Source organism: Sphingomonas rustica, from assembly GCF_039652585.1.
Lineage (GTDB): Bacteria > Pseudomonadota > Alphaproteobacteria > Sphingomonadales > Sphingomonadaceae > Sphingomonas > Sphingomonas rustica.
In genome coordinates this window covers 22,225-47,813 of sequence record NZ_JBDIZK010000016.1, presented here as the reverse complement: position 1 = coordinate 47,813, position 25,589 = coordinate 22,225, and the positions used below count along the sequence as shown (strand labels likewise).

At 66.3% G+C, this 25,589-nt stretch carries 30 protein-coding genes and 1 tRNA gene; 14 read left to right on the top strand and 17 right to left on the bottom strand.

Features of this window, described 5'->3' with window-relative positions; genetic code table 11:
* Nucleotides 1-579, top strand: coding sequence for an aspartyl/asparaginyl beta-hydroxylase domain-containing protein (locus TPR58_RS21125; protein ID WP_346248751.1), 579 nt, complete (start codon nt 1-3; stop codon nt 577-579).
* A 215-nt stretch (nt 580-794) separates the two neighbouring features.
* Nucleotides 795-974, top strand: coding sequence for a hypothetical protein (locus TPR58_RS21120; RefSeq protein WP_346248749.1), 180 nt, complete (start codon nt 795-797; stop codon nt 972-974).
* On the opposite strand, the gene TPR58_RS21115 is transcribed toward TPR58_RS21120, so the two are convergent.
* Both TPR58_RS21115 and TPR58_RS21110 read right to left on the bottom strand, forming a co-directional pair.
* The gene (locus TPR58_RS21115; protein ID WP_346248748.1) at nt 949-1,299 is read right to left on the bottom strand and encodes a transcriptional regulator; all 351 of its coding nucleotides are present in this window, start codon (nt 1,297-1,299) and stop codon (nt 949-951) included. The genes TPR58_RS21120 and TPR58_RS21115 overlap by 26 nt on opposite strands.
* Nucleotides 1,292-2,434 carry a GNAT family N-acetyltransferase gene (locus tag TPR58_RS21110; RefSeq protein ID WP_346248747.1) on the bottom strand — a complete coding sequence of 381 codons (1,143 nt, stop codon included), beginning with the start codon at nt 2,432-2,434 and terminating at the stop codon, nt 1,292-1,294. The genes TPR58_RS21115 and TPR58_RS21110 overlap by 8 nt, the downstream gene beginning before the upstream one ends.
* A gap of 109 nt (nt 2,435-2,543) precedes the next feature.
* On the opposite strand from TPR58_RS21110, the gene TPR58_RS21105 reads away from it, so the two are divergent.
* The 4 genes from TPR58_RS21105 to TPR58_RS21090 all read left to right on the top strand — a co-directional run bounded on the left by TPR58_RS21105 (nt 2,544) and on the right by TPR58_RS21090 (nt 7,631).
* Nucleotides 2,544-3,683: a LysR family transcriptional regulator gene (locus TPR58_RS21105; RefSeq protein ID WP_346248746.1), complete on the top strand. Its 1,140-nt coding sequence runs from the start codon at nt 2,544-2,546 to the stop codon at nt 3,681-3,683.
* An 87-nt stretch (nt 3,684-3,770) separates the two neighbouring features.
* The gene (locus TPR58_RS21100; protein ID WP_346248745.1) at nt 3,771-4,799 is read left to right on the top strand and encodes an aspartate-semialdehyde dehydrogenase; all 1,029 of its coding nucleotides are present in this window, start codon (nt 3,771-3,773) and stop codon (nt 4,797-4,799) included.
* 141 nt (nt 4,800-4,940) lie between these two features.
* Nucleotides 4,941-5,702: an alpha/beta fold hydrolase gene (locus tag TPR58_RS21095; RefSeq protein WP_428835747.1), complete on the top strand. Its 762-nt coding sequence runs from the start codon at nt 4,941-4,943 to the stop codon at nt 5,700-5,702.
* A gap of 60 nt (nt 5,703-5,762) precedes the next feature.
* Complete coding sequence (locus TPR58_RS21090) at nt 5,763-7,631, top strand: M2 family metallopeptidase (RefSeq protein ID WP_346248744.1); 1,869 nt, start codon at nt 5,763-5,765, stop codon at nt 7,629-7,631.
* Between the two features lie 53 nt (nt 7,632-7,684).
* Here the strand turns inward: TPR58_RS21090 and TPR58_RS21085 are convergent, their stop codons facing one another.
* The 3 genes from TPR58_RS21085 to TPR58_RS21075 form a co-directional block, all read right to left on the bottom strand.
* Nucleotides 7,685-9,127: an AMP nucleosidase gene (locus TPR58_RS21085; protein ID WP_346248743.1), complete on the bottom strand. Its 1,443-nt coding sequence runs from the start codon at nt 9,125-9,127 to the stop codon at nt 7,685-7,687.
* Nucleotides 9,128-9,227: 100 nt separating this feature from the next.
* The gene (locus TPR58_RS21080; RefSeq protein WP_346248742.1) at nt 9,228-9,515 is read right to left on the bottom strand and encodes a hypothetical protein; all 288 of its coding nucleotides are present in this window, start codon (nt 9,513-9,515) and stop codon (nt 9,228-9,230) included.
* 67 nt (nt 9,516-9,582) lie between these two features.
* Nucleotides 9,583-10,065 carry a peroxiredoxin gene (locus TPR58_RS21075; protein WP_346248741.1) on the bottom strand — a complete coding sequence of 161 codons (483 nt, stop codon included), beginning with the start codon at nt 10,063-10,065 and terminating at the stop codon, nt 9,583-9,585.
* 98 nt (nt 10,066-10,163) lie between these two features.
* Here TPR58_RS21075 and TPR58_RS21070 point away from each other — a divergent pair, with 98 nt between their 5' ends.
* Entirely contained in the window at nt 10,164-10,724 is a 561-nt protein-coding gene (locus TPR58_RS21070) for a YqgE/AlgH family protein (protein WP_346248740.1), read from the top strand.
* A 189-nt stretch (nt 10,725-10,913) separates the two neighbouring features.
* On the opposite strand, the gene TPR58_RS21065 is transcribed toward TPR58_RS21070, so the two are convergent.
* Complete coding sequence (locus tag TPR58_RS21065; RefSeq protein ID WP_346248739.1) at nt 10,914-11,351, bottom strand: gamma-glutamylcyclotransferase family protein; 438 nt, start codon at nt 11,349-11,351, stop codon at nt 10,914-10,916.
* A 1-nt stretch (nt 11,352) separates the two neighbouring features.
* Between TPR58_RS21065 and TPR58_RS21060 the strand changes: the two genes are divergently transcribed.
* Nucleotides 11,353-11,802, top strand: coding sequence for a MarR family winged helix-turn-helix transcriptional regulator (locus TPR58_RS21060; protein ID WP_346248738.1), 450 nt, complete (start codon nt 11,353-11,355; stop codon nt 11,800-11,802).
* A gap of 22 nt (nt 11,803-11,824) precedes the next feature.
* Nucleotides 11,825-13,093, top strand: coding sequence for an MFS transporter (locus TPR58_RS21055; RefSeq protein ID WP_346248737.1), 1,269 nt, complete (start codon nt 11,825-11,827; stop codon nt 13,091-13,093).
* A 79-nt stretch (nt 13,094-13,172) separates the two neighbouring features.
* On the opposite strand, the gene yihA is transcribed toward TPR58_RS21055, so the two are convergent.
* The 6 genes from yihA to TPR58_RS21025 all read right to left on the bottom strand — a co-directional run bounded on the left by yihA (nt 13,173) and on the right by TPR58_RS21025 (nt 16,732).
* Nucleotides 13,173-13,817 (bottom strand): ribosome biogenesis GTP-binding protein YihA/YsxC, encoded by a 645-nt coding sequence (gene yihA / locus TPR58_RS21050; RefSeq protein WP_346248736.1) that lies wholly within the window; start codon nt 13,815-13,817, stop codon nt 13,173-13,175.
* Nucleotides 13,814-15,544, bottom strand: a complete 1,731-nt coding sequence (gene yidC, locus TPR58_RS21045) for a membrane protein insertase YidC (RefSeq protein ID WP_346248735.1) — start codon at nt 15,542-15,544, stop codon at nt 13,814-13,816. Before yidC ends, yihA begins: the two co-directional genes overlap by 4 nt.
* A 28-nt stretch (nt 15,545-15,572) precedes the next feature.
* Nucleotides 15,573-15,785, bottom strand: a complete 213-nt coding sequence (yidD, locus tag TPR58_RS21040) for a membrane protein insertion efficiency factor YidD (protein WP_346248734.1) — start codon at nt 15,783-15,785, stop codon at nt 15,573-15,575.
* Nucleotides 15,782-16,048: a ribonuclease P protein component gene (gene rnpA, locus TPR58_RS21035; protein WP_346248733.1), complete on the bottom strand. Its 267-nt coding sequence runs from the start codon at nt 16,046-16,048 to the stop codon at nt 15,782-15,784. The genes yidD and rnpA overlap by 4 nt, the downstream gene beginning before the upstream one ends.
* 86 nt (nt 16,049-16,134) lie before the next feature.
* Nucleotides 16,135-16,269, bottom strand: a complete 135-nt coding sequence (gene rpmH / locus TPR58_RS21030; protein ID WP_346248732.1) for a 50S ribosomal protein L34 — start codon at nt 16,267-16,269, stop codon at nt 16,135-16,137.
* Between the two features lie 97 nt (nt 16,270-16,366).
* Nucleotides 16,367-16,732, bottom strand: coding sequence for a PGPGW domain-containing protein (locus TPR58_RS21025; protein ID WP_346248731.1), 366 nt, complete (start codon nt 16,730-16,732; stop codon nt 16,367-16,369).
* A 101-nt stretch (nt 16,733-16,833) separates the two neighbouring features.
* On the opposite strand from TPR58_RS21025, the gene mscL reads away from it, so the two are divergent.
* The gene (gene mscL, locus TPR58_RS21020; RefSeq protein ID WP_346248730.1) at nt 16,834-17,268 is read left to right on the top strand and encodes a large conductance mechanosensitive channel protein MscL; all 435 of its coding nucleotides are present in this window, start codon (nt 16,834-16,836) and stop codon (nt 17,266-17,268) included.
* 260 nt (nt 17,269-17,528) lie between these two features.
* Entirely contained in the window at nt 17,529-19,037 is a 1,509-nt protein-coding gene (locus TPR58_RS21015; RefSeq protein ID WP_346248729.1) for a YifB family Mg chelatase-like AAA ATPase, read from the top strand.
* A 57-nt stretch (nt 19,038-19,094) separates the two neighbouring features.
* Here TPR58_RS21015 and TPR58_RS21010 read toward each other — a convergent pair whose 3' ends face one another.
* Together TPR58_RS21010 and TPR58_RS21005 are read right to left on the bottom strand one after the other, a co-directional pair.
* Nucleotides 19,095-19,469, bottom strand: a complete 375-nt coding sequence (locus tag TPR58_RS21010) for an SH3 domain-containing protein (RefSeq protein ID WP_346248728.1) — start codon at nt 19,467-19,469, stop codon at nt 19,095-19,097.
* A 76-nt stretch (nt 19,470-19,545) separates the two neighbouring features.
* Complete coding sequence (locus tag TPR58_RS21005; protein WP_346248727.1) at nt 19,546-20,133, bottom strand: hypothetical protein; 588 nt, start codon at nt 20,131-20,133, stop codon at nt 19,546-19,548.
* Nucleotides 20,134-20,193: 60 nt separating this feature from the next.
* Here TPR58_RS21005 and TPR58_RS21000 point away from each other — a divergent pair.
* A tRNA-Leu gene (locus TPR58_RS21000) sits at nt 20,194-20,277 on the top strand.
* Nucleotides 20,278-20,283: 6 nt separating this feature from the next.
* On the opposite strand, the gene ilvD is transcribed toward TPR58_RS21000, so the two are convergent.
* Nucleotides 20,284-22,137: a dihydroxy-acid dehydratase gene (gene ilvD / locus TPR58_RS20995; RefSeq protein WP_346248726.1), complete on the bottom strand. Its 1,854-nt coding sequence runs from the start codon at nt 22,135-22,137 to the stop codon at nt 20,284-20,286.
* Nucleotides 22,138-22,237: 100 nt separating this feature from the next.
* On the opposite strand from ilvD, the gene TPR58_RS20990 reads away from it, so the two are divergent.
* Nucleotides 22,238-23,161: a LysR family transcriptional regulator gene (locus TPR58_RS20990; RefSeq protein WP_346248725.1), complete on the top strand. Its 924-nt coding sequence runs from the start codon at nt 22,238-22,240 to the stop codon at nt 23,159-23,161.
* A gap of 115 nt (nt 23,162-23,276) precedes the next feature.
* Here TPR58_RS20990 and TPR58_RS20985 read toward each other — a convergent pair whose 3' ends face one another.
* Together TPR58_RS20985 and TPR58_RS20980 are read right to left on the bottom strand one after the other, a co-directional pair.
* Nucleotides 23,277-23,426, bottom strand: coding sequence for a hypothetical protein (locus tag TPR58_RS20985; RefSeq protein ID WP_346248724.1), 150 nt, complete (start codon nt 23,424-23,426; stop codon nt 23,277-23,279).
* Nucleotides 23,427-23,527: 101 nt separating this feature from the next.
* Nucleotides 23,528-25,189, bottom strand: coding sequence for a tryptophan halogenase family protein (locus TPR58_RS20980; protein ID WP_346248723.1), 1,662 nt, complete (start codon nt 25,187-25,189; stop codon nt 23,528-23,530).
* Between the two features lie 110 nt (nt 25,190-25,299).
* Between TPR58_RS20980 and TPR58_RS20975 the strand changes: the two genes are divergently transcribed.
* Nucleotides 25,300-25,584, top strand: a complete 285-nt coding sequence (locus tag TPR58_RS20975) for a PqqD family protein (protein ID WP_346248722.1) — start codon at nt 25,300-25,302, stop codon at nt 25,582-25,584.
* Nucleotides 25,585-25,589: the final 5 nt, after the last annotated feature.

Here is a 25,589-nt window from a genome sequence, read left to right as displayed (position 1 = left end):
ATGCGATTGCCTCAGGCGGTCGTCCCGCTGTTCAGCTGGCCGCTCGATGCGATCCTGGCGGCGCTGCCGGGCGAGGAGGATCCGCTCTGGGAGCTGTGGTCGCGACGGCAGGAGCGGTTTCCCGCGCATCGCAGCACCCGGACGATCCGCTTCATCTGGCTCGAGTCGCTCGAGCCCGGCGTCGCGCCGGCGATCGAGCGGGTCGACGATGCCTCGCCAGAGCTGCAGGCGGCGGTGCTCGCCTGCGGCGAGGCGATCGCCGGGCATCATGGCGGGCGCGTCGCCCGGCTGATGCTGACCGAGATGGCCCCCGACACCGCGATTCCGCGCCATGTCGACGCCGGCGACCTGCTGACCCATACCCATCGCTGTCACCTGGCGGTGGTCACCAACCCGCGGGTGCGGTTCGAAGTCGGGGACGAGAGTTTCCATTTCGCCGCGGGGCAGGTCTATGAATTCGACAATCTGCGGCGTCATGCGGTGGTCAACATGGGCGACTCGCGCCGGGTTCACCTGATCTGCAACGTGCTGCCGGCGGAACGATCGCTCCCTGAGCCTGCAATCGATATCATAATTTGAAAGATCCGGCTTAACCTCGCTCAAGATGCGGAAAATTCACGGTTCTGCATCAATAGAATTTAGTCGAGCCGATACTTTGGTTTACGGGCGATTCATCAGATGACGGCGATTTAATGCTGCCGAAACGGGCCAGATATGCCTCGCGCTTAGAATGCACTCCAGTCAATGAGGCGATCCCGCAACGACGGGTCGCCACAACTAAAAGGAGTGATCAAGTGCTTAACGAAAAAGAGATGCTGGACCGGGCAGTCACGCTGGGTCAGGAAGTCCTTGCGCTGAGCGATGCCGCCGGCCAGTCGCTGGCCAGCGTGCATATTCATACCGGCCTCGAGATCCTTCGCACTCATGCGTCGGCCATCGATACGACGGTCAACAGCTCAACAGATAGGCCGTAAGCACTTCGCGGGCGCGCCTGGTCAGTCGTACCGAGCGCCGGCGGGCATCGAACCGGTCGGACTCGCGTTCGATCAGGCCACGTTCCTCCAGGATCGCCAGCCACCGGATGCCCGTCGATGACGGGACGCAGGCGCCGATGCACGCGTCGCTGACGCAGGTATCGATGCCGCGTTCCTGCGCGATGTAGAGATCGAGCAGGATATCCCAGGCCGGCTCGCCGAACAGGTCGGCATTCTGACCGAAAAAGGGTTCCCGCGCACGCCGCAGGTCGTACAGCGCCTGGGCGCGCTGCAGGGGCGACAGTTCGGCCGTGGTCTCAGGCATTCGAGGTTCCCCCGATGGTCTTGGTGTGCTGCTTGATGAGCTGCGCCCGGCTGGGGCGCTGGTTCGACAGTTCGAGCGGTCCCAACCGGTCCCATTCGCCCTCCGGACGGATCGAGACGAGCGGATCGACACCGAGGCGGATGGCGTCGTCGCCGGCCTCCCCCAGGTCGAACATCATCTCGCGATAGTTGAAGTCGGCGAAGCGGAAGACCGGCCGGTCCATTTCCCGTCCGCCGAACATCCGCCAGAAGGGGACCAGGTCCTCGCGGGCATGGCCATAGGCCTTGGTGAACCCCTTGCGTCGCGCCAGGGCGCCGGCCTCGCGCACCAGCCGGAAGGCGAGGCGGGTGTGGCGATATTCGCGGCGCACCGCCAGCCGTTCCAGCTTCACGAAATCGCCGAAATAGCGCATCCGGATGCAGCCGGCCGGATCCCCGTCGACGAACCCGATGAACTGGGTCGAGCAGAAGTCGTTGCCGTCGAATTCTTCCGAATACAGGCAGAATTGTTCGGCGAGATAGGTCGAGGAACGGATGGCATAGATCATCGCCATGTCCTCGAAATTGCGAACCATCCGGACCGAGATCTTGCTGGGGCTGACGGCCTGGGGCGCCTTGCCCTCGGGCAGGATCACCAGCAGCCAGTCGGGCGCGTTCGGATAGATGGTCGATGCCTGGACGAAACCCAGCCCGCGATTGAGGTTGGCGGCATGATCGTTGACCGCGCGCGAGAAGATCGGGACCGCCTCCGACGATGCATCCTCGAGGCAGCGCGCGAGCGCCGGAAGGCATTTGGCGAACTTGCCGGGCGTGATCGTCAGCCAGAAATAGATCGCGACCGGATCCTCGCCCTGCGGCGCGATCAGCGCGGGGTCGGGATCCAGCCCGTCGAGCGTGCCGGCGACCATCGCCGCGGCGCCCTGCGCATTGAGCGGAAGATAGCAGAAAGCACCGGGCCGTTCGCATTGCTCGGTACCGAAGCGCCAGAAGGCACCCGGATTCTTTTCCCAGATGCGGCGAACGCTTTCGATGTTCGCAATCTCGAAATCGGTCGGCGCGCCGGCCAAAAGCGCTTCAATTTCCGCCCAGGTCGCGACGCGGCGATCTTCCTGAAGATGCCTGAAACCTTCAAGCAACCGTTCGGCTTGTTCAGAGAAGCGAATCCGTCCAAGATTAGGACAGGGTTTAGCGATAACATCGGGTCGCATTTTTCGGGCTCCATTCCGGGTTGGACGGAAGATGGCGATGAACGGGAGCATATCGGCCGTGGCGGAAAAGCAGGTGATCCCAAGTTCGGAACGGGCCGTTCCGGTGTGGAACGCCCATCGCGCACGGGCCTTTGCCCAGCGTGTGCGGTGGGACGATCTGAAGGCGTTCCTGGCAGTATGCGACGCGCTGAGCTTCCGCGCAGCGGCGGTTGCCAGCGGGCTGTCGGTCAATACGCTGCGCCGCCGGGTGGAACGGCTGGAGGAGGAAGCGGGCGCGACGTTGCTCCGTCGCGACATCCAGGGCGTCACGCTGACCGACGCGGGCGAGGATGTCGCCGCGGTCGCGCGCGAGATGCACAGCTCGACCGCGCATGAGTCGGACCATCGCGGCGACGTGCTGATCAAGCCGGGGGAGATCCGCATCGGCTGTACCGAGGCACTGGGCAGCGTCTGGCTGACGCCGCGGCTGATGGACCTGAACGAGCAGGTGCCCGAGCTGACCATCTCGCTGCAGCACAGCTATGATGCCGGGACCGAGCGCAGCCGCGAGATCGATGTCGGCATTACCTTCAGCGAGCCTCAGAACCCCGAACTGGTGCGCGCGCGCATCGGCGCGCTGCACTTCATGCTGTTCGCCTCGCAGGGCTATCTGCGCGAGTTCGGCCAGCCGACCTCCTTTCCGGACCTGCGCCGCAATCACCGCTTCATCGAACAGGCGGGGGCGGGGCTGAACGCCAGCCTGGTCGACTTCTTCTTCGGGACCGAGCGGCCGCCCGGCTTCGTGCCGATCCGGTCAAACTCGTCCATGTCGGTCTATTGGGCTGTCATGAACGGGGCGGGGATCGCGGCCTTCCCCACCTATGTCCGCGCGATCACGCGCGACATGATCCCGCTGACGCTGCCGTTCCAGCTGCGCTTCGACCTGTGGATCTATTATCATGAATCGGCGCGCAATTCGCCGGCGGTCCGGGCGACGGTCGACTGGGTGAAGGAGGCGTTCGACGGCGAGCGCTATCCCTGGTTCGCCGACGAGTTCGTCCATCCCGAGGAATTTCCGGGCACGCAGCGGCGCCGTGCCGACGTGGTCGAGTTGTTCGAGGATCTGGCGACCCGCGTCGATGTCCGCCCGGGCGACCGCCCGGTGGCACCCCGCCGCAGCGAGGCTAATAAAGGATAAAGCAAAAGGCCCTTTACGGGGGGCTTGCGGCAGACCATTGCCGCACGCGGCGGCGCATCCCCGCCGCATGCTGAATAGGGAATTGAAATGGGCTACCGTGTCGTGGTCGCAGGCGCCACCGGCAATGTCGGGCGTGAAATGCTGAACATCCTCGCCGAGCGCGAGTTTCCGATTGACGATCTGGCGGTGCTCGCCTCGTCGCGTTCGACCGGTGACATGGTCGATTTCGGAGAGACCGGTAAACAGTACAAGATTCAGAACATCGAGCATTTCGACCCGACGGGTTGGGACATGGCGCTGTTCGCGATCGGATCCGACGCGACCAAGATCTACGCGCCGAAGTTCGCCGCGGCGGGCTGCGTCGTGATCGACAATTCGTCGCTGTACCGGATGGACCCGGACGTGCCGCTGATCGTGCCGGAGGTGAATCCCGACGCGATCGACGGCTATACGAAGAAGAACATCATCGCGAATCCCAACTGCTCGACCGCGCAGATGGTGGTGGCGCTGAAGCCGCTGCACGACGCGGCGACGATCACCCGCGTCGTGGTGGCGACCTATCAGTCGGTGTCCGGCGCGGGCAAGAGCGGCATGGACGAGCTGTTCGAACAGTCGCGCAACATCTTCGTCGGCGATCCCGCCGAGCCGAAGAAGTTCACCAAGCAGATCGCGTTCAACGTGATCCCGCACATCGATTCCTTCCTCGACGACGGTTCGACCAAGGAAGAGTGGAAGATGGTGGTCGAGACCAAGAAGATCCTCGATCCCAAGGTAAAGGTCGTCGCGACCTGCGTGCGCGTTCCGGTGTTCGTCGGCCATTCCGAAGCGATCCACATCGAACTGGCGAACGAATTGTCCGCCGAGGATGCGCAGAACATCCTGCGCGAGGCGCCGGGCGTGATGCTGATCGATAAGCGCGAGGATGGCGGTTACGTCACCCCGGTCGAGTGCGTCGGCGAGTTCGCCACCTTCGTCAGCCGCGTCCGCGAGGATTCGACCGTCGAGAACGGCCTGGCGCTGTGGTGCGTCAGCGACAATCTGCGCAAGGGTGCGGCGCTGAACGCGGTGCAGATCGCCGAACTGCTCGGCCGTCGCCACCTGAAGAAGGCCAACTGAGGCTGGAGATAGCGGCTGGCCCGGCGCATCGCCGGGCCGGCCCGTCTTCGCTGCCGCCATGCGCTGACCGCGGCGCGATCGGTTGCGGGTACGGCGGTGGCTACCTAAACAGGCGCGGCACCCCGACAGACTGGACCCGAAGTGGCGAACATCCCGACCGAAACCCATCATTTCAACAGCTTCGACGGCACGAAGCTTGCCTGGCACGAGATGGGCGAGGGGCGGCCGGTGGTGCTGATCCACGGCTATTTCTCGACCGCCTTCGTCAACTGGATCCGCTACGGCCATGCCGAGAAGGTCGCCGAGCAGGGCTTCCGGGTGATCATGCCCGACCTGCGCGGCCATGGGCAGAGCGCGCGGCCGCACGATGCCGCCTCCTATCCGGCCGATGTGCTGATGCGCGACGGGCTCGCGCTGATCGAGCATCTGGGTCTGGGCGATTACGATATGGGTGGCTATTCGCTGGGCGGGCGGACGACGGTGCGGATGCTGGCGAACGGCGCGAGCCCGCGGCGGGTGGTCATCTCCGGCATGGGCCTGCGCGGGCTGACCGACACGCAGGGGCGCGGCGGCTATTTCCGCCGGGTGCTGACCAATCTCGGCAGTTTCGAGCGCGGGACGCCCGAATGGCTGACCGAGGCGTTCCTGAAGACGACCGAGGGCGATGCGGAGGCGCTGCTGCGCATCCTCGACACGTTCGTCGACACGCCGCGCGAGGACGTGGCGGCGATCGCGCAGCCGACCCTGGTGCTGTCGGGTGTCGAGGACGAGGATAACGGCCCGGCGGGCGAACTGGCCGATCTGCTTCCCGCGGGTACGCTGGTCGAGGTGCCCGGCAATCACATGAGTGCGGTCACGCGCCCGGAATTGGGCAGGGCCATCGCGGCGTTCCTCGCGGCTTGACCGGGGCAGGGGTGGCGCGCAGTGTCCGCGCCATCCCATAAAACGTTCGAAAGCAGCATCATGATCCGCTCCGGCCTGTCCATTCTCGCGCTCGCCGCGATCCTTGCCGCACCGTCACAGCTTTCCGCCCAGACCAGCACCCGCGCCAGGCCAGCCGCCAAGCCCGCCGCCCAGGCCAAGCCGACGGCGGTCCCGACCGCGGCCGAGGCCGATGCCTTCCTCGCCCGTGCGCAGAGCGAATATGCCGCGTTCAACCTGATGGCGAGCCGCGTCGCCTGGATCAACGCGACCTTCATTACCGACGACACCGACGCGCTGGTTTCCGACTATGGCGCGCGCGGGACCGAGATGGCGGTCCGCTTCGCGCTGGAGGCGGCGCATTTCTCGAAGGCCAAGGGCCTGTCGCCCGACAGCAAGCGGATGCTCGACATCCTGCGCAGCGCGATCGTGCTGCCGGCGCCGACCCGCGCCGGCGCGGCTGCCGAACTGTCCGAGCTCTCGACCCGCATCTCGTCCGCCTATGGCAAGGGCAAGGGCATGCTGAAGGGCAAGCCGATCAGCGGCAGCGACATCGAGGCCGAGATGGGGAGCAACCGCAACCCCGAAGAGCTGAAGGAGATGTGGGTCAGCTGGCACGACACTGTCGGCGCGCCGATGCGGCAGGACTATGCCAAGATCGTCACGCTGGCGAACGAAGGCTCGAACGAGCTGGGCTTTGCCGATACCGGCGCGATGTGGCGGTCGAACTACGACATGCCGCCCGAGGAGTTCGCCAGGCTGGTCGACAAATTGTGGACCGACGTGCGGCCGCTCTATGAATCGCTGCACACCTATGTCCGCACCCAGCTGAACAAGAAATATGGCGATGCCGTCCAGCCGCGCACCGGGCCGATCCGCGCCGACCTGCTCGGCAATATGTGGGCTCAGGAATGGGGCAATATCTATGACGTGGTCGCGCCGCCGGGGGCGGGGGATCTCGGCTATGATGTCGGCGACCTGCTGAAGGCCAAGGGCTATGACCCGCTCAAGATGGTCAAGGGCGGCGAGAATTTCTATTCCTCGATCGGCTTCGCGCCGCTGCCCGAGACCTTCTGGCAGCGCTCGCAATTCGTGAAGCCGGCCGACCGCGAGGTCCAGTGCCATGCCTCGGCCTGGGACCTGGACGACAAGGACGATCTGCGCATCAAGATGTGCATCAAGGTGAATGCCGACGATTTCGTCACCATCCACCACGAGCTGGGCCATAACTACTATCAGCGCGCCTACAAGGACCAGCCGATGCTGTATCGCAACGGCGCCAATGACGGCTTCCACGAGGCGATCGGCGACTTCGTCGCGCTGTCGATCACGCCCGACTATCTCGTCCAGATCGGCCTGCTCGACCAGTCGAAGGTGCCGAGCGCGGACAAGGACACCGGCCTGCTGCTGCGCCAGGCGATGGACAAGGTCGCGTTCCTTCCCTTCGGCCTGCTGATGGACAAATGGCGCTGGGGCGTCTTCTCGGGCGAGACCAAGCCGGAGAATTACCAGGCATCGTGGAACGCGCTGCGCCTGCAATATCAGGGCGTGGTGCCGCCGGTGCCGCGCGGCGAGGACAAGTTCGACCCGGGCGCGAAATACCATATCCCGGCCAGCACGCCCTATGCCCGCTATTTCCTCGCGCGGCTGCTCCAGTTCCAGTTCTACAAGGCGGCATGCGACCAGGCCGGCTGGAAGGGGCCGCTGCACCGCTGCAGCTTCTACGGCAACAAGGAAGTCGGGGCGCGGCTGAACAAGATGCTCGAAATGGGTGCGTCCAAGCCCTGGCCCGATGCGCTGGAGGCGTTCACGGGAACGCGTGAAATCTCGGGCGCGGCGATGATGGAATATTTCGCGCCGCTCAAGACCTGGCTCGACGAGCAGAACAAGGGCCAGACCCCGGGCTGGTGATCAGCTTTCCTCCCCCGGAGCCGCAGGCTCCTGGGGAGGAGAAGGGGGTGCCCTTACCTAAACGGCGGTTCGTTGAAGGCGCGCAGCTTGCGGCTGTGGAGCTTGGCGCCTTCGCGGCGGAGCTGTTCGACCGTCTCGATGCCGATCTTGAGATGCTCGGCGATGGCGCGCTCGTAGAAGCGGTTGGCCTGGCCGGGCAGCTTGAGCTCGCCGTGGAGCGGCTTGTCCGACACGCACAGCAAGGTGCCGTAGGGAACGCGGAAGCGATAGCCCTGCGCCGCCAGCGTGGCGGACTCCATGTCGACGCCGACCGCGCGGCTCAGCGAGAAGCGCAGCGCGGACTGGGAATAGCGCAGTTCCCAGTTGCGGTCGTCGGTGGTGACGATCGTGCCGGTGCGAAGCCGCTGCTTCAGCTCGTCGCCCGACTGGCCCGACACCGTCTCGGCCGCCTTGGCCAGCGCCAGCTGGACCTCGGCGATTGCGGGAATCGGGATTTCGGGCGGCAGCACGTCGTCCATGATGTGATCGTCGCGCAGATAGGCGTGGGCGAGGACATAGTCGCCGATCCGCTGGCTGGGGCGCAGACCGCCGCAATGGCCGATCATCAGCCACGCCTCGGGCCGCAGCACCGCCAGATGGTCGGTGATCGTCTTCGCATTGGAGGGGCCGACGCCGATATTGACCAGGGTGATGCCGGTATTGCCCGGCGCCATCAGGTGATAGGCAGGCATCTGGTGACGGCGCCATGCGCTGTCGGTGACCAGTCGCTCCTTGTCCTCGGCACTCTCGATCACGATGCCGCCGGCGCCCGACACGCCGGTGAAGCGGCTGCCTTCACCGAGCTGGGCGCACGCCCACTGGACGAACTCGTCGACATAGCGGTGATAGTTGGTGAACAGGATATATTGCTGCACATGCTCGACCGGGGTGCCGGTATAGTGGCGCAGCCGGGCAAGCGAGAAATCGGTGCGCAGTCCGTCGAAGAAGGCCAGCGGACGGATCGGATCGACCTCGTCGACGCGCCACAGCCCGTCGGCGATCTCGTCGCCGATATGCGCCAGCTCGGTCGCCGGGAAATGGCGCGCCAGCTCGGACGCGGAGACCTGGTCGAGGTTCAACGCATGGCTGGGATCGAGCACATAGGGGAAGGGGATCTCCTGCGTGCCCGAGTTGGCTTCGACCTGGACGTCGAAATCCTCGATCAGGAAGGTCAATTGCTCGATCAGGTAATCGCGGAACATCGCCGGCTTGGTCACGCTGATCCGATAGTCTCCCGCATCGACCAGCCGTCCGAACGAGCGGGGCGGGGCGGGGCGGTCCTTTCCGCCGCGATAGATCACGCGGATCTCGGGATAGGCGAACGAGCCGTCGGTGCGGCTCTTGGGGTCGGGCGGGGTGCCGTCCTGGAGATAGCGATGAAGCGCGGCCTGGAGTCGCTCGACAGAGCCGCGATAGAGCCGATCCAGTTCGGCGACGATCATTTCTGCTTGAGTCATCTTATGCGGCTAATGCCCAAAGATGACGCTGGCAAGACGTGCGCAACGCTGCAGGCGTGGCGAGCTCCTTCGCCCGGTCGGGCGAAGGAGCCGTGGCCGCTTACTTCTTGCTGGTCTTGCCGCCCTTGGCGGCCTTGCCGCTGTCTTCCTCGGCACCGCCCAGCTGGGTGATGCCATAGGCGGCAGCGCCGACTGCCGCGACTGCGCCTGCCGCGATCGCGGCTGCGGCGACGGGATGCTCCTTCACTGCCCCGACGGTCGACTCGAAGGCTTCGCCGATCTTTTCCTGGGCGGTGCCGAGTACGGTCTGGGCCTGCTCGAGCAGCGTCTTGGATTCCTCGGTCGCCGAAGTGCCGGCGGTATCGTTCGCGTTGGGTTCGGTAGCCATGGGGGATCCTTTGTTAAACTGGACCCCCGCACAACTCAGCCCGGCCGACCCGGTTCCGCGATGTCGGTCAGAGCGTCTCCAGCATGTGCTCGGCCGAGCTCACCTTGAACTCGCCGGGTGCCTCGACGTTCAGCTGCTCGACCACGCCGTCATTGACGACCATCGAGAAGCGCTGGCCGCGAACGCCCATCCCGAACCGGGTGCCGTCCATGTCGAGGCCGACCGCCTTGGGGAACGCGGCGTTGCCGTCCGCCAGCATCGTGACCTTGCCCTCGACGCCGCTCGACTGGCCCCAGGCGCCCATCACGAACGCGTCGTTCACCGCGGTGCAGGCGACCTCGTCGATGCCCTTGGCCTTCAGCGCGTCCGCCTTCTCGACGAAGCCAGGCAGGTGCTTGGCGGAGCAGGTCGGGGTGAATGCCCCGGGAACCGAGAAGAGCGCGACACGGCGACCGGCGAAGAAGGACTCCGACTCGACCGGCTCGGGGCCGTCGGCGGTCACCTTCACGAAGGAAGTGCTGGGAACGCGGTCGCCTACCTTGATGGTCATGGAAACTCTCCTGTCAGATGATGTGCGGCACCCATCGCATCTGCCGCATCTTTTTCAAGCGTAGCGGACCCGAAATGACGGCGATATGTTGAGCCGGCATGGACTCTACCCCATTTCTCACCGGCCAGTTCCTGCTCGCGATGCCGGGAATCGGCGATCCCCAGTTCGAACGCGCGATCATCGCGGTATGTGCGCATGACGAGGAGGGGGCGATGGGCATCGGCATCGGCGCCACGATCGACGGAGTCGGGCTGCACGACCTGCTGCACCAGTTCGAGATCGAGCCGGGCGACGCCCCCGACGTCCCGGTGCATTTCGGCGGCCCGGTCGAGCCGCGGCGCGGCTTCGTGCTCCATTCGACCGACTGGCAGGGCCAGGACACGATCGATGTCGCCGGCCTGTGGGCCCTGTCGGGCACGATCGACGTGCTGCGCGCGATCGCCGAGGGCACCGGCCCGCGCGACTGGCTGGTCGCGCTCGGCTATGCCGGCTGGGGCGAGGGCCAGCTGGACGAGGAAATGACCCGCCATGGCTGGTTCAACATGCGCGGCGAGACCGACCTGATCTATTCGGTCGAGACCGAAGCGCGCTGGCAGACCGGCTTCGCCACCGCCGGCATCGATCCGCGAATGCTGGCCAGCAGTACCGGCACCGCCTGAGAGACCGTTTTGAAATGCGCCTGTTGGCGCATTGCGGTGCCGGCCCGCTCCCCCACCCGACCACCCACAGAATACTGCCGTTGGGTGGTCGGGTGGGGGTGCGGGCCGGTGCCGCGTTGAAAATCGCTCTTTCGCGATTTTCCAAACAGTCTCTGAGCCGCCGGGCGGGCAGGGGGCGGTCCTGGCGGTTCAGGCCTTTACATAGACCCAGGCGCGCATCCCCGATGCCAGCGTGACTTCGGTCCGGCGGTAATTGTCGCCTTCATAGGCATCGACCGCATCCAGCTGGGCATCGTCGAGTTCCAGCGTGCGGCCTGGGATCGCCGCGGACGGATCGGCCGAGGCGATCAGCGCCAGATGCGTTTCGATCCCGCTGGCGTTCAGCACGTCGGGATCGGTGATGGTGATGGTCACGGTCTGGAACCCGGTCAGGACATCGTCGCGCATCGCGACCGGTCCGCCGAACAGCGTCTGCTGAACCCCTGGAAGCTGGAGCGTGCCATAGGAAAATACCCGGTGGTTCATCGGCTCGGCTCCGGTCTGGGCGGCATCGACCTGATCTGCCGCGCCACCGCCTACCGCATCGCCCCGCCCCGACGCCAGAGCGGGATTGCGACACGACATCATGATGTATATGCATCATGCCATGTCGCCCGCCGCCCCCTCCGCTTCTTGCGCCTGTACCACGCTTCGCAAGGCGTCGCGCGCGGTCGGGCGGGTCTATGATGAGGCGCTGGCAGGGTTCGGGATGACGACCGCACAATTCGCGATCCTTCGCCATGTCGCGCGCGCCGAGCCCGTGCCGCTGTCGCGACTGGCCGAAAGGCTGGTGATGGATCGAACCTCGCTGTACCGCGCGCTCGCGCCGATCGAAAGACAGGGCTGGCTGACGATCCAGCCGGGACCTGGCAAGGCCAGGCTGGCGAGCCTGACCGGATCGGGACGCGACGCGATGACCAGCGCCGAGGCGGGCTGGGCCGAGGTCCAGCGCCGCATCGTCGGGGCAATGGGCGAGCGCCAATGGTCCGACCTCGAGGTTGCGCTGCGCGCGCTCACCGACCTTGCCCGGCACGCCTGAGCCGATATTCCGGAGCCCGATCATGCCGTTGATTGCCCGATCCGCCCGAACCTATGCCATGCTGGCGGTCGCGGTGACCTTCGTCGCCCTGCTGGTGTCCGCCGGGCTGCGATCGGCGCCGGGCGTGATGATGATTCCGCTCGAGCTGCATTTCGGCTGGGACCGGGCGACGATCTCGGCCTCGGCGGCGGTCGGCATCTTCCTGTACGGCATGGTCGGGCCGTTCGCCGCGGCGCTGATGATGTCGTTCGGGATCAAGCGGACGATGCTGGCCGGCCTCGCGCTGATGGCGTCGGCCACCTTCGCCAGCCTGTGGATGACCGAGCCCTGGCATTATGTGCTCAGCTGGGGCGTGATCTCCGGCATCGGCAGCGGCGCGGTCGCCTCGGTGCTGGGCGCGGCGGTGGTCAATCGCTGGTTCGCGACGCGCCAGGGGCTGGTGATGGGGATGCTGACCGCCAGCACCGCGACGGGCGCGCTGGTGTTCCTTCCGTTTCTCGCCTGGCTGTCGCGCACCGGTGCGTGGGCGCCGGTCGCGCTGAGCGTCAGCGTCGCCACCGCGGTCCTGATCCCGATCGTCTGGCTGTTGATGCCCGAGCGGCCCCAGGATGTCGGAGTTCGCCGGTTCGGGGAAGACGACGCGACGCCGCCGCCCGCGCCGCTGAAACAGGCGGCGACGATCGGGCTGGCGTTCACCGCGCTGTTCCGCGCGGCACGCACGCCGATCTTCTGGCTGTTGTTCGGTACCTTCTTCGTCTGCGGGCTGACGACCAACGGTCTGGTCGGCACCCATCTGATCGCCTTTTGCGGGGACCATGGCATCGCGCCGGTCGCGGCGGCGGGGCTGTTGTCGATGATGGGGTTCTTCGACCTGATCGGCACGACGGCGTCGGGCTGGCTGACCGACCGCTATGATCCGCGTCGGCTGTTGTTCGTCTATTATGCGTTTCGCGGCCTGTCGCTGATCGCGCTTCCGTTTCTCGACTTCGGTCCGGCCAGCCTGGCGATCTTCGCCATCTTCTACGGGCTGGACTGGATCGCGACGGTGCCGCCGACGGTGAAGCTGGCAAACGAGGCGTTCGGCCCGAACGAGGCGCCGATCGTGTTCGGCTGGATCATGGCGGGCCACCAGATCGGTGCTGCGGCGGCGGCATTCGGGGCAGGGGCGATCCGCGAGGCGGCGGGCAGCTATGCGCCGGCGTTCGTCATCGCCGGCATCTTCGCATTGTTCGCCGCGGGGGCGATCGTCGGCAACTGGGTCCGGCGCGGTCCCGCCTACGCAATCGCCTGAGCCGGCCCCGAGCCCGCGATGCGAGTTCCGGTGCGGATCATGAGGACGTGCGTGGTCCCACCGGCCGCGGCCGGCCGGATCAGCTGACCGCTTCGAACACCGCGGCGCGCAGTTCGGCGATGCCCATGCCCTTTTCGCTGGACGTCGTCAGGATCTGGGGATGCGCCGCCGGACGCTTGCGCGCCTCTTCCGCGGTCCGTTCCTCGACCTCGGCGAGCTCGGTCGCCTTGATCTTGTCGGCCTTGGTCAGGACGATGCGATAGCTGACCGCGGCGGTGTCGAGCATTTCGAGCACCTCGCGGTCGACATCCTTGATGCCGTGGCGGCTGTCGATCAGCACCAGCGCGCGCTTCAGCACGTCGCGCCCGCGCAGATAGTCGTTCACCAGGAAGCGCCACTTCTTGACGACATCCTTGGGCGCCTTGGCAAAGCCGTAGCCGGGCATGTCGACCAGCCGGAAGCGCAGCGGGTCGCCCACGTCGAAGAAGTTCAGCTCCTGCGTGCGCCCCGGCGTGACCGAGGTGCGCGCCAGGCCGTTGCGGTTGGTGAGCGCGTTGAGCAGCGACGACTTGCCGACGTTCGAGCGGCCGGCAAAGGCGACCTCGGCCACGTCGGGCGGGGGCAAATGGCGCAGTTCGGGCGCCGATTTGAGGAAGGCGACGGGACCCGCGAAGATCTTTCGCGCCGCCTCCACCAGCTCGGGATCGAACAGGTCTTCGCTCACTTGGCTGCCTTTTCGGGCTTGTCGGGCTTTTGCGACAGCACCGGGTGCTTCTGGTACAGCCACCATTGTTGCGCGATCGTCACGATGTTCGACGTGATCCAGTAGACCTGCAGGCCGACCGCGAACGGCGCCATCAGGAACATCAGCATCCACGGCATCAGCGAGAAGATCTGCTTCTGCATCTCGTCCATCGGCGCCGGGTTCAGCTTGATCTGGAAGTACATCGACACGCCCAGCAGCACCGGCACCACGCCAAGCGCAAGGAAGGCGGGGAGATGGAGATTCCACATGCTCGCCAGGGCAACCAGATTGGCCGGATCGGGTGCGCTGAGATCCTTGATCCACAGCACGAACGGCTGGTGCCGCATCTCGATCGTCAGCAACAGGACCTTGTACAGCGCGAACATGATCGGGATCTGAAGCAGGATGGGGAGGCAGCCCGCGAGCGGATTGACCTTCTCCTCCTTGTACAGCTTCATGATCTCCTGCTGCTGCTTCGGCTTGTCGTCCTTGTAGCGTTCCTGCAGCGCCTTCATCTTGGGCTGGAGGACGCGCATCGCCGCCATCGACGCGAACTGCTTCTGCGCGATCGGGAACAGCAGCAGGCGGATGGTGAAGGTCAGCAGGATGATCGCCAGGCCGAAATTGCCGACGAGGCGGAACAGCCAGTCGAGATAGTAGAAGATCGGCTGCTCGATGATGCCGAACCAGCCCCAGTCGATCGCATAGCCGAACTTCGAGATGCCCAGGTCCGCCTCATAGGCGTCGAGCACCTTCACTTCCTTCGCACCGGCGAAGAAGTGGCTGGTGTAGGTCGTCTGCTTGCCGGGCTCGAGGCTGACCGGGGTCTTCAGCGCATATTCGGCCTGGTAGCTCTTGTCGGGATTCTGGACCTGGCGCAGCTCGACATCGGCATTCTGGTTCGGGATGACCGCGGTCAGCCAGTAATGGTCGGTGAAGCCGGCCCAGCCGCCGCGATTGTCGTATTTCAGGCCGTTCCCGCCTGCCTCTCCGACCTGCTTGTAGTCGAGATAGTTGGCGGCGCGGTTCTGGACGATCATCGGGCCGACGCTGGCCGCCCATTGATCGACGTCCTTGGTCTGCTCGGCGCGGGTCACGGCAGCGCGCGGCTGGATCACGACGGGTCCGGCGCCGGCATTGGCGACCTTCTGGGTCACCGTGAACATGTAATCCTTGTCGACTGCGATCGTAATCGCGAAGCGCTGTCCGGTCGAATTGGTGCTGGTCAGCGTAACCGGCTTGCCCGGAGTCAGCGTCTGCGCATCGGCGGTCCACAGCGTGTCGCGGTTCGGCGCCTGGAAGCCCGAGGCGTTCCAGCCGAACTGGGCGACATAGGCGCCGGCGGCGCCGGCCGGCGAGAGCAGGCGGACCGGCGGCGAGTCCTTCGCAACGGTCTCGTCGTAGCTCTTCAGCTCGAGATCGTCGATCCGGGCGCCCTTGAGGTTGATCGAGCCCTTCAGCTTGGGCGTATCGATCTCGACGCGCGGCGATTCCGCCAGCACGAGCGCGCGGTCGCGCAGCGCCTGCGGTGTATTGGCGGCCGGATTGGAATCGGGCGCCGGCAGCGGGACCGACTTGCCCTTTTCGATCTTCGTGACCGGTGGATTCGCCGGCGGCGAGATCATGTTCACCAATGGCGTCCAGGCGAACAGCAGGATTGCCGCCAGCACCACGAAGATGACCATGTTCCGCTTGTCTTCTGTCACCACGTCTTCCTCGGAAAGATGGTTCGCGTCACGGCACGGGATCGTAGCCGTGGCCGCCCCAAGGGTGGCAGCGCGCGATTCGCCGAGCGGCGAGCCAGCTGCCCTTCACTGCGCCATAGCGGCGCAGCGCCTCGATTGCATAGGCCGAACAACTGGGCGCATAGCGGCAGCTGGGCGGGAGGATCAGCGACGGGCCGAGTTGCCAGCCGCGCGCGATCAGGATCAACAGCCGGGCGATCATCGCCGGACGCGTCCCAGCGCCTTGAGCAGTTCGGCGCGCAATGCGTCATAATCCCGCTCGATACCGCCATTGCGGCCGATCAGGACATGGTCCGCCCCCGGCAGTCCCGACTCGGGCAGGATTTCGCGCGCAAGCGCGCGGAAGCGCCGTTTCATCCGGTTGCGGATGACGGCGTTGCCGACCTTCTTGGATACGGTTATCCCGATCCGCATCTGCTGCGTGTCGTCGGCGCGGTCGCGCACGAGCAGCACAAAGCCGGGCATCGGCGCGCGACGCCCGGCATTTGCAGCCAGATAATCCTTGCGCTGCTTCAGGCCCGAAAGCCCTGCAGACGGCTGGCCTACGGCAGTTACGCCGACAGCTTGGCGCGACCACGGGCGCGACGCGCACGGATCACCTTGCGGCCACCCGGGGTCGCCATCCGGGTGCGGAAGCCGTGCCGGCGCGCACGCACCAGGTTGCTCGGCTGAAAGGTCCGCTTCATGGCTCATCCTCGAAATTCAGAATATAAAAGGGCCGCCACAGGGGCGGCCTCGCGTCGGGAGCCCATATACAGCGACTCGTTTCAAGTCAACGCGGAGTCAGCGCGACGCGTCGCCGAAACCCGCGCCGCCCCGGGCCAGCCTGTCCCGCTCGCGGCGCCGCTGGAAGCTTGGCCGGCGCAGCGCCAGATCGGCATAATGGCCGAAGCGCGGCCAGCGGCGCTTGGTCCGCGCGAACACCCGGCGCGCCCAGTTGGAATTGCGCAGGATCAGGATCATGCCCCCGGCAAAGGTCAGAAGCCCGCCGGGACCGGGTATCGGCCCCACCAGCGGCGTCACTGCCAGCAGCAGGAAGCCGAGGCAGAGCAGGGCGATGCGCAGCGCGGGATGTCGGGCCTGGTCCTTCATGACGCCCGATGTGGGAAGGGTGTCATGGTCGAGCAATACGGCTGGGCGCTCCGCCAACTCCGTTCGTCGCATCCGGGGCCCCGGTGCGGCGCCGACCCTGCGTTGACGCCGGGTGGCGAGGGTGCGACCTTGTGCCCGTTCAGTGAAGGAGCCCGACCATGCTCAAGGAATTCAAGGCGTTCATCGCGCGCGGCAACGTGCTCGACCTGGCCGTCGCGGTGATCATCGGTGCCGCATTCGGCCGCATCGTCACGTCGTTGACCGACGACATCATCATGCCGCTGATCGGCCGCGTCCTGGGCGGGCTCGACTTTTCCAGCTACTTCATCGTTCTGGGCGAAGTGCCCGCCAACCTTGTCGGGTCCAGCGACTATGCCGCGCTGAAGAAGGCCGGCGTTCCTCTGCTCGGCTATGGCTCGTTCATCACCGTCGCGGTCAATTTCCTGATCGTGGCCTTCATCATCTTCCTGCTGGTGCGCGCGGTGAACCGGCTGATGCCCAAGCCCGACGAAAAGCCGGCCGAGCCCGCCGCCGAGCCGGCCGACATCGCGCTGCTGCGCGAGATCCGCGACGAGCTTCGTCGGCGCGACTGAGAGCCGTTTGAGAATGCGCCCGTCGGCGCATTGCGGCACCGGCGCGCTCCCCCCACCCGACCATCCAACGGCAGTATTCTATGGGTGGCCGGGTGGGGGGAGCGGGCCGGTGCCGCCTCGAAAATCGCTCTTTCGCGATTTTTCAAACAGCCTCTTGGATGTTCCGCACCGCTGGAACGGACTTTGGTCCATTCCGGAGGGGTTCGGTTCCCGCCCGCGCAAAGCCCGCTAAGCTTCCCTGCAAACGGGGGGAAGCGTTCATGGTCGCCAGCGTATCGACGGTCGCCTATCTGGGGCTGGAGGCGCGCGCGGTCGAGGTGCAGGTCCAGCTGATCCCCGGGCTGCCCGCGTTCAACGTGGTCGGGCTGGCCGACAAGGCGGTGGCGGAAAGCCGCGAGCGGGTGCGCGGTGCGATCGCCGCGATGGGGCTGGCGCTGCCACCCAAGCGGATCGTGGTGAACCTGTCGCCCGCCGACCTGCCCAAGGAGGGATCCCATTTCGATCTGCCGATCGCGCTGGCGCTGCTGGCGGCGATGGGCGTCGCCGATGCCGAGACGATCGCGGGCTATGTCGTCGTCGGCGAACTGGGGCTCGACGGACGCGTCGCGCCGTCGGCGGGGGTCCTGCTGGCCGCGATCCATGCCGGAGAGATCGGGAAGGGGCTGGTCTGTCCAGCGGCGCAAGGCTCGGAAGCGGCCTGGGCCGGAATGGTCGAGGTCGTCGCGGCGCCCGACCTGATCGGCCTGGTCAACCATTTCAAGGGACACCAGCTGCTCCCCGCCGCACCGCCGGGCGAGGCGGAGGATGCCGTGTTCGGCCCGGACCTGAACCAAGTGCGCGGCCAGGAAGTCGCGAAGCGCGCGCTGGAGATCGCCGCGGCCGGCGGGCACAACATGCTGATGTGCGGCCCGCCGGGCGCGGGCAAGTCGCTGCTCGCCTCGTGCCTGCCCGGCATCCTGCCGCCGCTCGACCCGGCCGAGGCGCTGGAGGTATCGATGGTCGGATCGGTCGCAGGCACGCTGAACGGCGGCCGGCTGACGCGCACGCGGCCGTTCCGCAGCCCGCATCACTCGGCATCGATGGCGGCGCTGGTCGGCGGCGGGCTGAAGGTGAAGCCGGGCGAGGTCAGCCTGGCGCATCTCGGCGTGCTGTTCCTCGACGAACTGCCTGAATTCCAGCGCGCCGTGCTCGATTCGCTGCGCCAGCCGCTCGAAACCGGCACCGTCAGCGTCGCCCGCGCCAACGCCCATGTGACCTTCCCGGCCCGCGTCCAGCTGGTCGCGGCGATGAACCCGTGCCGCTGCGGCCATCTCGGCGACCCCGCGCTGGCCTGCGCCCGCGCGCCGCGCTGCGCCGCCGATTACCAGGCCAAGGTGTCGGGACCGCTGCTTGACCGGATCGACCTGCATGTCGAGGTCCAGCCGGTCAGCGCCGCCGACCTGATCCTCCCGCCGCCCGTCGAAGGATCGGCTGAAGTCGCCGCCCGCGTCGCCGCCGCCCGCGCCATCCAGACGGCGCGCTATGCCGAGGTTGCGGCCCGAACCAACGCGGAGGCAGACGGCGAGGTGCTGACCGCCTTCTCGACCCCCGACGAACCGGGCCGCAAGCTGCTGGCCCAGGCAGCGGAGGCGATGCGCATGTCCGCCCGCGGCTATACGCGCGTGCTGCGCGTGGCGCGGACGATCGCGGATCTGGCGGGGTCGCGGGATGTCACGCGGATTCACGTGGCGGAGGCGCTCAGTTATCGCCGCCGGGCACCGACCAACTGAATTCCGGATCAATTAACCTGAGCGTCTTCGTGGCCAGGCAACCCGCAGGCCCGCGTCTCATCCCGCCGTCAGTTCGATCCAGCGGCGGTGCGCCCAGCCCGAGCGGCAGGGGCCGGTATAAGCCATGGTCTTGGGCCAGGGGGAGGTGACGTTGCAGTTGCCGCCCTTGTGCGAATAGACGATCCCGATCCAGTCGCCCTTCTGTGCGCAGATGTACACGTCCGCGCCGTTATACAGCCGGTCGAGTTCGCGGCCCTTGGTCGAGGGCGTGCTGCGGATCGACAGGAAGCCATCACCCGCGGCCTTCAGGCCGTGCACGACGCCGTTGCTGCACGGGTCCAGGTCGCCGGCCTCGATCATGATCGGGGTCGCGGGGCGGGGTGCCGCCTGGGCCGCAGTGCCGAGCGCAAGTGCGAGGGTGAATGCCAGCATGGATCCTCCGTATGATGTCGGGCCAAGGTTCGTGGGGGCTCTTGAAACTGCGACCCCCAACGGCCGACCCTGGCAGTTAGTTGCCGATAGCTGGGCCCAAGCGAACCACCTGCGGTGCCGCGGGTGCGGCCACGTCGAATCGCGCCTCCATCGAGCTGATCACCCAGTGCCGCAACTCGGCAGGCTCGTCGAACCCGCCGCTCATCGCGGCAATATATTCCGGCGACGCGTTTGATTCGCTTCTGACCCATTTGAGGAATGCGGTCTTGTTGCCGATTTCGGATATCGTGGCCGTGGCATGTCCTCCCGTCGGAAACGGGTCGCCTCTGACTGCGAAGCAGACGACCACCGGCCAACTCACTTGGTAGATGCTGTCTTCGGGAGACGCGATAATCGCGTGCGAAACGAAATCATCGAAAGGACTGGTTTCTGCCGGCCCTGATCCGCTCCGCTCCTCCAGGGTGATCTGTAGGCCTCGGTCGTTGAGTACCTCATGGGAGAGCAGAAACGGGGGATGCGAAATTATTGGTATGTCCATGCGTTGGCGATAGGTGCAGGCCATAGCCGAAACAATGGCTGGTAGTGCGCGAAAGCGTGTGCTGCCGCGGAGGAGCGCAGGTCCGGAACCGCTTGCGTCGCCCACGATCCGGCGCAACACCATCACCGATTTTTCCGGACCCGGTTGCCCAGCGGCGAAGCCTCGGCTAGGCACCGGCGCTTCGCTGCGGGCGTGGCGAAATGGTAGACGCAGCGGACTCAAAATCCGCCGGAGAGATCCTTGTCGGTTCGAGTCCGACCGCCCGCACCAGCCATTTCAGTCATGCTCCACCTGGCTCACGTCGCGCACCGCACCGCGCGAGGCGTTGGTCGTGAGCGCGGCATAGGCGCGCAGCGCCGGAGAGACGTTGCGCTTGCGGCCGAACGGCTTCCACGCCTTCTTGCCGCGTGCGACCATCTCCTCGTGGCGATGGGCGAGCGTCGCATCGTCGATGTCGAGGTGGATGCCGCGATTGGGGATGTCGATCACGATCGGGTCGCCGGTCTGGACCAGCGCGATCAGCCCGCCCTCTGCCGCTTCGGGCGAGACATGGCCGATCGACAGGCCCGACGTGCCGCCGGAGAAGCGCCCGTCGGTGATCAGCGCGCACGCCTTCCCCAGGCCCTTCGATTTCAGATAGCTGGTCGGGTACAGCATTTCCTGCATGCCCGGGCCACCCTTGGGACCCTCGTAGCGGATGACGACCACGTCGCCTTCCTTTACCTCGTTGCCGAGGATGCCGACGACCGCCGCATCCTGGCTTTCATAGACGCGCGCCGTGCCGTGGAAGGTGAGCACCGATTCGTCGACGCCGGCGGTCTTCACGATGCAGCCCTCGGGCGCGAGATTGCCGTACAGCACGGCGAGGCCGCCATCCTTCGAGAAGGGATGGTCGACGTCGCGGATCACGCCGGTGGCGCGATCGGTGTCGAGATCGTGCCAGCGGTTGCTCTGGCTGAATGCCTGGGTGGTGCGCACGCCGCCCGGCGCTGCCTTGAAGAACTCGCGCACGCTGTCGCTGTTGGTCCGGCCGATGTCCCAGCGATTGAGCGCGTCGCCCAGTGTCGGCGCATGCGCGGTCGGCAGGCTGGCATCGACCAGCCCGGCGCGCTCCAGTTCGCCCAGGATCGCCATGATGCCGCCTGCGCGGTGGACGTCCTCCATATGGACGTCCTGCTTGGCGGGCGCGACCTTGCACAGGCAGGGGACGCGGCGCGACAGCCGGTCGATGTCCGCCATGGTGAAGGGGATGCCGCCTTCATGCGCGGCAGCGAGCAGGTGGAGCACGGTGTTGGTCGACCCGCCCATTGCGATGTCGAGGCTCATCGCATTCTCGAACGCGGCGAAGCTGGCGATGTTGCGGGGCAGGGCGCTCGCGTCGTCCTGTTCGTACCAGCGCTTGGCCAGATCGACGATCGTGTGCCCCGCCTCGCGGAACAGCCGCTCGCGGTCCGAATGGGTGGCCAGCACCGATCCGTTACCGGGGAGCGACAGGCCCAGCGCCTCGGTCAGGCAGTTCATGCTGTTGGCAGTGAACATGCCCGAGCAGGAGCCGCAGGTCGGGCAGGCCGAGCGTTCGATCGTGGCGACTTCCTCGTCGCTGTAACTTTCGTCGGCGGCGACGACCATCGCATCGACCAGGTCGAGCGCGACCGTCTTGCCGCGGATATCGGCCTTGCCGGCCTCCATCGGGCCGCCCGAGACGAAGATCGCCGGGATGTTCAGCCGCATCGCCGCCATCAGCATGCCCGGCGTGATCTTGTCGCAGTTGGAGATGCACAGCAGCGCATCGGCGCAGTGGGCGTTGGCCATATATTCGACGCTGTCGGCGATCAGGTCGCGGCTGGGCAGCGAATAGAGCATGCCGTCATGGCCCATCGCGATCCCGTCATCGACGGCGATGGTGTTGAATTCCTTGGCCACGCCGCCCGCCGCCTCGATCTCGCGCGCGACCAGCTGGCCCAGATCCTTCAGGTGGACATGACCCGGTACGAACTGGGTGAAGCTGTTGGCGATCGCGATGATCGGCTTGCCGAAATCCTCGTCGGTCATGCCCGTCGCGCGCCACAGTCCGCGCGCGCCCGCCATGTTGCGGCCATGGGTGCTGGTGCGGGAACGATAATGGGGCATGGCCGGGTCCTGACGCTGCTGGATGACACGCCTGGCTACGCCCGATCCGGTCAGTTGTGAAATATATAATTCATGGTCTATTAGGTCGCAGGAGATATCGATGGACCTGCGCCAGCTTCGCCAGTTCGTGACGGTGGCCGACACGCTCCATTTCGGCCGTGCCGCGGCGCTGCTGGGCATGACGCAGCCGCCGCTCAGCCAGTCGATCCAGGCACTGGAGCGCGAGGTGGGCGCGCCACTGTTCGATCGGACGAAGCGAAGCGTCGCGCTGACCGCATTCGGCAGCCAGTGGCTCGACCATGTCCGGCCGGCGCTGGACGGAGTGGCAGCGCTGCCCGAGATCGCAGGGCGGCTGCGGACCGGGGCTGCCGGGCGGATTGCCCTCTCGTTCGTCAGTACCGCCGACTATAGCGTCCTGCCGCTGCTCGTGCAGCTTTACTCGACCCGCTTTCCCGATGTGGAGATCAGCCTGATCGAGGCGACCAGCGACGTCCAGATCGATGCGCTTCTGAACGGCAGGACCGATGCCGGCATCCTGATCCCGACGCGCCCCGCGCTGCCCGAGGGGCTCGACTATCGCACATTGCTCGTCGAGCCGCTGGTCGCGGCGGTGCCGGAGGCGTGGATCGCCGAGGGGCGGCTGGGTCCGGTCGGGCCGATGCTGCGCGGGGAGGGCTGGATGGACCAGCCGCTGCTGATCTTCCCGCCGCGGGTTTCGCCCGACTTTCACGCGCTGGTGCTCGGCTATTACCGGTCCCGCGGCCGCGAGCCGCTGATCCGGCAGGAGGCGATCCAGATGCAGACGATCATCAGCCTGGTCTCGGCCGGGATGGGGATGGCGCTGGTGCCCCGATCGCTCCAGCATCTGGCGCGAACCGGCGTTCGCTATCTGCCGCTGGGAAAGGATGCGCCGGTGCTCGAGACCGGTCTCGCCTGGCGCAGCGGCGATCCGTCGCCGACGCTCGCGGCGTTTCTGAAGACGGTCGAGGAAGAACGGCCGGGGGAAAGCATGGCGCGATCGTGACGCGCGCCGGCGCTCGCGGCTCTCATCCTGTCCGTGGCGGACCGTCGACAGACACGACAAAGCCGGCGCCCCGCATCGCGGGACACCGGCTCAACCGGTTATACTGGGATACGGCTCAGCTGCCGTAGTTTACGGGGTTGTCGCCCTCGTAATTGTCGATGTCCGCGGTGAAGCGGTGCCGGGTCGAATCGGTGACATTGTCTTCGATCAGCGTCGGCGTGCGCCATTCGGGGCGGTTGTCCGCGGTGTTCGGCGAGTTCGTCATGATATCGGTCCCTGTTCGACGGCGTTGCGCAGTTATACTTCTTGCGCGACAGTTATCAATCCACTGAATGCAGTCAAACCATGGGTGGGCATCAAACCCCGCTAGGCAGCGGCATTGGCGTCCGGGCTCATGACCGGGACCGGCGGGCCGAGCGCAAAGCCCATGGTCGGCGAGACATTGGCGCGGGGTGCGCGCGCCGCACTGGTACCCGGCTCGGCCGTCGCGCAGATCGCACGCAGCGCCTCGGCATGGTCGGGCATGATGTCGAGCAGCGGCGGGCGCAGCCTGAGGAAGCGGCGGACATAATTGTCCCATACCTCGCGCGGCAGCAGGTCGGTGCCGACGCGCGGCGGGCGATCGTAGAAGCCCTTGCCGAACAGGACCGCCGACACGCTCCAGAAGGTGAAGACATCGTTCGGCCGGGGATCATAGACATCGGGCAGCGCGTCGCGCCACAGCGCCAGGCATTCCTCCAACTGGTCCGACCGCTTCACGTCGTGGCGGATCGAGCGCCAATAGGGCGTGTCGTCGCGGTCGCCCAGGGTGAAGTGCAGGCCCAGAAAGTCGCGGACATCGTCGTACAGTCCCGCCATCTGCGCATTGAACTTGGCGATGGCCGCAGGCTCGAAGTCGCTGCTGGGCAGGCATTGCAGGAACCGGCGGCAGGCGAAGTCGACGAACTGGATCGCGGTCGATTCCAGCGGCTCGAGGAACCCCGACGACAGGCCGAAGGCGACGCAATTGCCGACCCAGGACCGGCGCGAGCGACCGTTGCGGGTGCGGATGACGCGCGGATCGGTCAGGCGATCGGCGCCGTCCAGCGAGCGGACCAGTTCGTCGATCGCGGCCTGTTCGTCGACATGGGCGCTCGAATGGACATAGCCGGTCCCGATCCGGGACTGGAGCGGGATGCGGAAGCGCCAGCCATGCGCCATAGCCGTCGAGGTTGTGAAGGGTTCGAGCATCTCCCCCTCGCGGTGGGCGATCTGGACCACCGCGGCGCGATCATTGGGCAGATAGTCGGCGAAGCTCTCGAACGGCTCGCCCATCGCCTCGTTGATCAACAGGCCGCGAAAGCCGGTGCAGTCGATCACCAGTTCGATCTCGTGCCGCCCGCCCTTTTCCAGGTTCAGCGTCGAGATATGGCCGCGCTCGTCCTTCTCGACCGACTGGACGGTGTCGCTGAGATGGACGACGCCGCGCGCCACTGCGACTTCGCGCAGGAAGTCGGAGAACAGCCGCGCATCGACGTGATAGGCGTAGCCGAGCATCCCGTCATAGGCGCGGTCGCCAGTGCGCTTGGGCGACTTGCCCGCCAGCGCGGCGGCGACGCCATGCCCCACCAGATTGCCGAGCTGGTCGTCCTCGTTGACGCCCTCCGGCATGCCATAGGCGAGCAGCGAGGCGGCGGGATTGCGCCCGCCGACCTGGAGCCCGCCGGTGAACGGGTGGAAATAGCTCTGTCGCTTCGGGCCGCCCGGCTTGTGCCAGTCGTCGAACTTGACCCCCAGCTTGAAGGTCCCGTTGGTGCGGGCGATGAACTCGGCCTCGTCGACGTCGATCGAGTTCAGCGTGTGGCGCATGCCGGGGATCGTCGCCTCGCCGACGCCGATGATCGGAACGTCAGGCGATTCGATCAGGGTGATCGACACCCCGTCAGGATGGGCATAGCCCCATTGCAGGCGGTGGTTCAGGACTGCCGCAGCCAGCCAGCCGGTGGTGCCCCCGCCGACGATGGTGATATTGCGGATCGGCCTGGCCATCGCTGCTCCCCTTGCGCCTTGCGTCATGCAATGCGCCACCCGCCGGTCGGGATCAACCCGGCGACGATGCCGCATTTACAAGTGCTTGCAGCTTGCTAAGGCTCGACTCCATGAGCGAGACCTTGGCACCCGACGCCGTTATTGCGGCGTCTCCCGACGCGATCATGAGCGATGTCGATGGCGAGATCATGCTGATCATGGTGTCGACCGGCCGTTACTTCGGGCTCGACGCGGTCGGCAGCGAAGTGTGGCGCCGTCTGCAAGAGCCGGTGCGCGTCGGCGACCTGGTCGAGGGGCTGAAGGCGCATTTCAAGGGCGACGACGCGGTGATCGAGCGCGAGGCGTTCGCCTTCGTCAACACGCTGTCCGATCGCGGGTTGCTTACCACCCACTGAGTGCG

What these genes read in the sequence shown, in the direction of transcription:
- TPR58_RS21125 (WP_346248751.1), top strand. Translation starts at nt 1, where the DNA reads ATGCGATTGCCTCAGGCGGTCGTCCCGCTGTTCAGCTGGCCGCTCGAT.
- TPR58_RS21115 (WP_346248748.1), bottom strand. Translation starts at nt 1,299, where the DNA reads ATGCCTGAGACCACGGCCGAACTGTCGCCCCTGCAGCGCGCCCAGGCG.
- TPR58_RS21105 (WP_346248746.1), top strand. Translation starts at nt 2,544, where the DNA reads ATGAACGGGAGCATATCGGCCGTGGCGGAAAAGCAGGTGATCCCAAGT.
- TPR58_RS21100 (WP_346248745.1), top strand. Translation starts at nt 3,771, where the DNA reads ATGGGCTACCGTGTCGTGGTCGCAGGCGCCACCGGCAATGTCGGGCGT.
- TPR58_RS21090 (WP_346248744.1), top strand. Translation starts at nt 5,763, where the DNA reads ATGATCCGCTCCGGCCTGTCCATTCTCGCGCTCGCCGCGATCCTTGCC.
- TPR58_RS21085 (WP_346248743.1), bottom strand. Translation starts at nt 9,127, where the DNA reads ATGACTCAAGCAGAAATGATCGTCGCCGAACTGGATCGGCTCTATCGC.
- TPR58_RS21080 (WP_346248742.1), bottom strand. Translation starts at nt 9,515, where the DNA reads ATGGCTACCGAACCCAACGCGAACGATACCGCCGGCACTTCGGCGACC.
- TPR58_RS21075 (WP_346248741.1), bottom strand. Translation starts at nt 10,065, where the DNA reads ATGACCATCAAGGTAGGCGACCGCGTTCCCAGCACTTCCTTCGTGAAG.
- TPR58_RS21070 (WP_346248740.1), top strand. Translation starts at nt 10,164, where the DNA reads ATGGACTCTACCCCATTTCTCACCGGCCAGTTCCTGCTCGCGATGCCG.
- TPR58_RS21065 (WP_346248739.1), bottom strand. Translation starts at nt 11,351, where the DNA reads ATGATGTCGTGTCGCAATCCCGCTCTGGCGTCGGGGCGGGGCGATGCG.
- TPR58_RS21060 (WP_346248738.1), top strand. Translation starts at nt 11,353, where the DNA reads ATGTATATGCATCATGCCATGTCGCCCGCCGCCCCCTCCGCTTCTTGC.
- TPR58_RS21055 (WP_346248737.1), top strand. Translation starts at nt 11,825, where the DNA reads ATGCCGTTGATTGCCCGATCCGCCCGAACCTATGCCATGCTGGCGGTC.
- yidD (WP_346248734.1), bottom strand. Translation starts at nt 15,785, where the DNA reads ATGATCGCCCGGCTGTTGATCCTGATCGCGCGCGGCTGGCAACTCGGC.
- rnpA (WP_346248733.1), bottom strand. Translation starts at nt 16,048, where the DNA reads ATGCCCGGCTTTGTGCTGCTCGTGCGCGACCGCGCCGACGACACGCAG.
- rpmH (WP_346248732.1), bottom strand. Translation starts at nt 16,269, where the DNA reads ATGAAGCGGACCTTTCAGCCGAGCAACCTGGTGCGTGCGCGCCGGCAC.
- mscL (WP_346248730.1), top strand. Translation starts at nt 16,834, where the DNA reads ATGCTCAAGGAATTCAAGGCGTTCATCGCGCGCGGCAACGTGCTCGAC.
- TPR58_RS21015 (WP_346248729.1), top strand. Translation starts at nt 17,529, where the DNA reads ATGGTCGCCAGCGTATCGACGGTCGCCTATCTGGGGCTGGAGGCGCGC.
- TPR58_RS21010 (WP_346248728.1), bottom strand. Translation starts at nt 19,469, where the DNA reads ATGCTGGCATTCACCCTCGCACTTGCGCTCGGCACTGCGGCCCAGGCG.
- ilvD (WP_346248726.1), bottom strand. Translation starts at nt 22,137, where the DNA reads ATGCCCCATTATCGTTCCCGCACCAGCACCCATGGCCGCAACATGGCG.
- TPR58_RS20990 (WP_346248725.1), top strand. Translation starts at nt 22,238, where the DNA reads ATGGACCTGCGCCAGCTTCGCCAGTTCGTGACGGTGGCCGACACGCTC.
- TPR58_RS20985 (WP_346248724.1), bottom strand. Translation starts at nt 23,426, where the DNA reads ATGACGAACTCGCCGAACACCGCGGACAACCGCCCCGAATGGCGCACG.
- TPR58_RS20980 (WP_346248723.1), bottom strand. Translation starts at nt 25,189, where the DNA reads ATGGCCAGGCCGATCCGCAATATCACCATCGTCGGCGGGGGCACCACC.
- TPR58_RS20975 (WP_346248722.1), top strand. Translation starts at nt 25,300, where the DNA reads ATGAGCGAGACCTTGGCACCCGACGCCGTTATTGCGGCGTCTCCCGAC.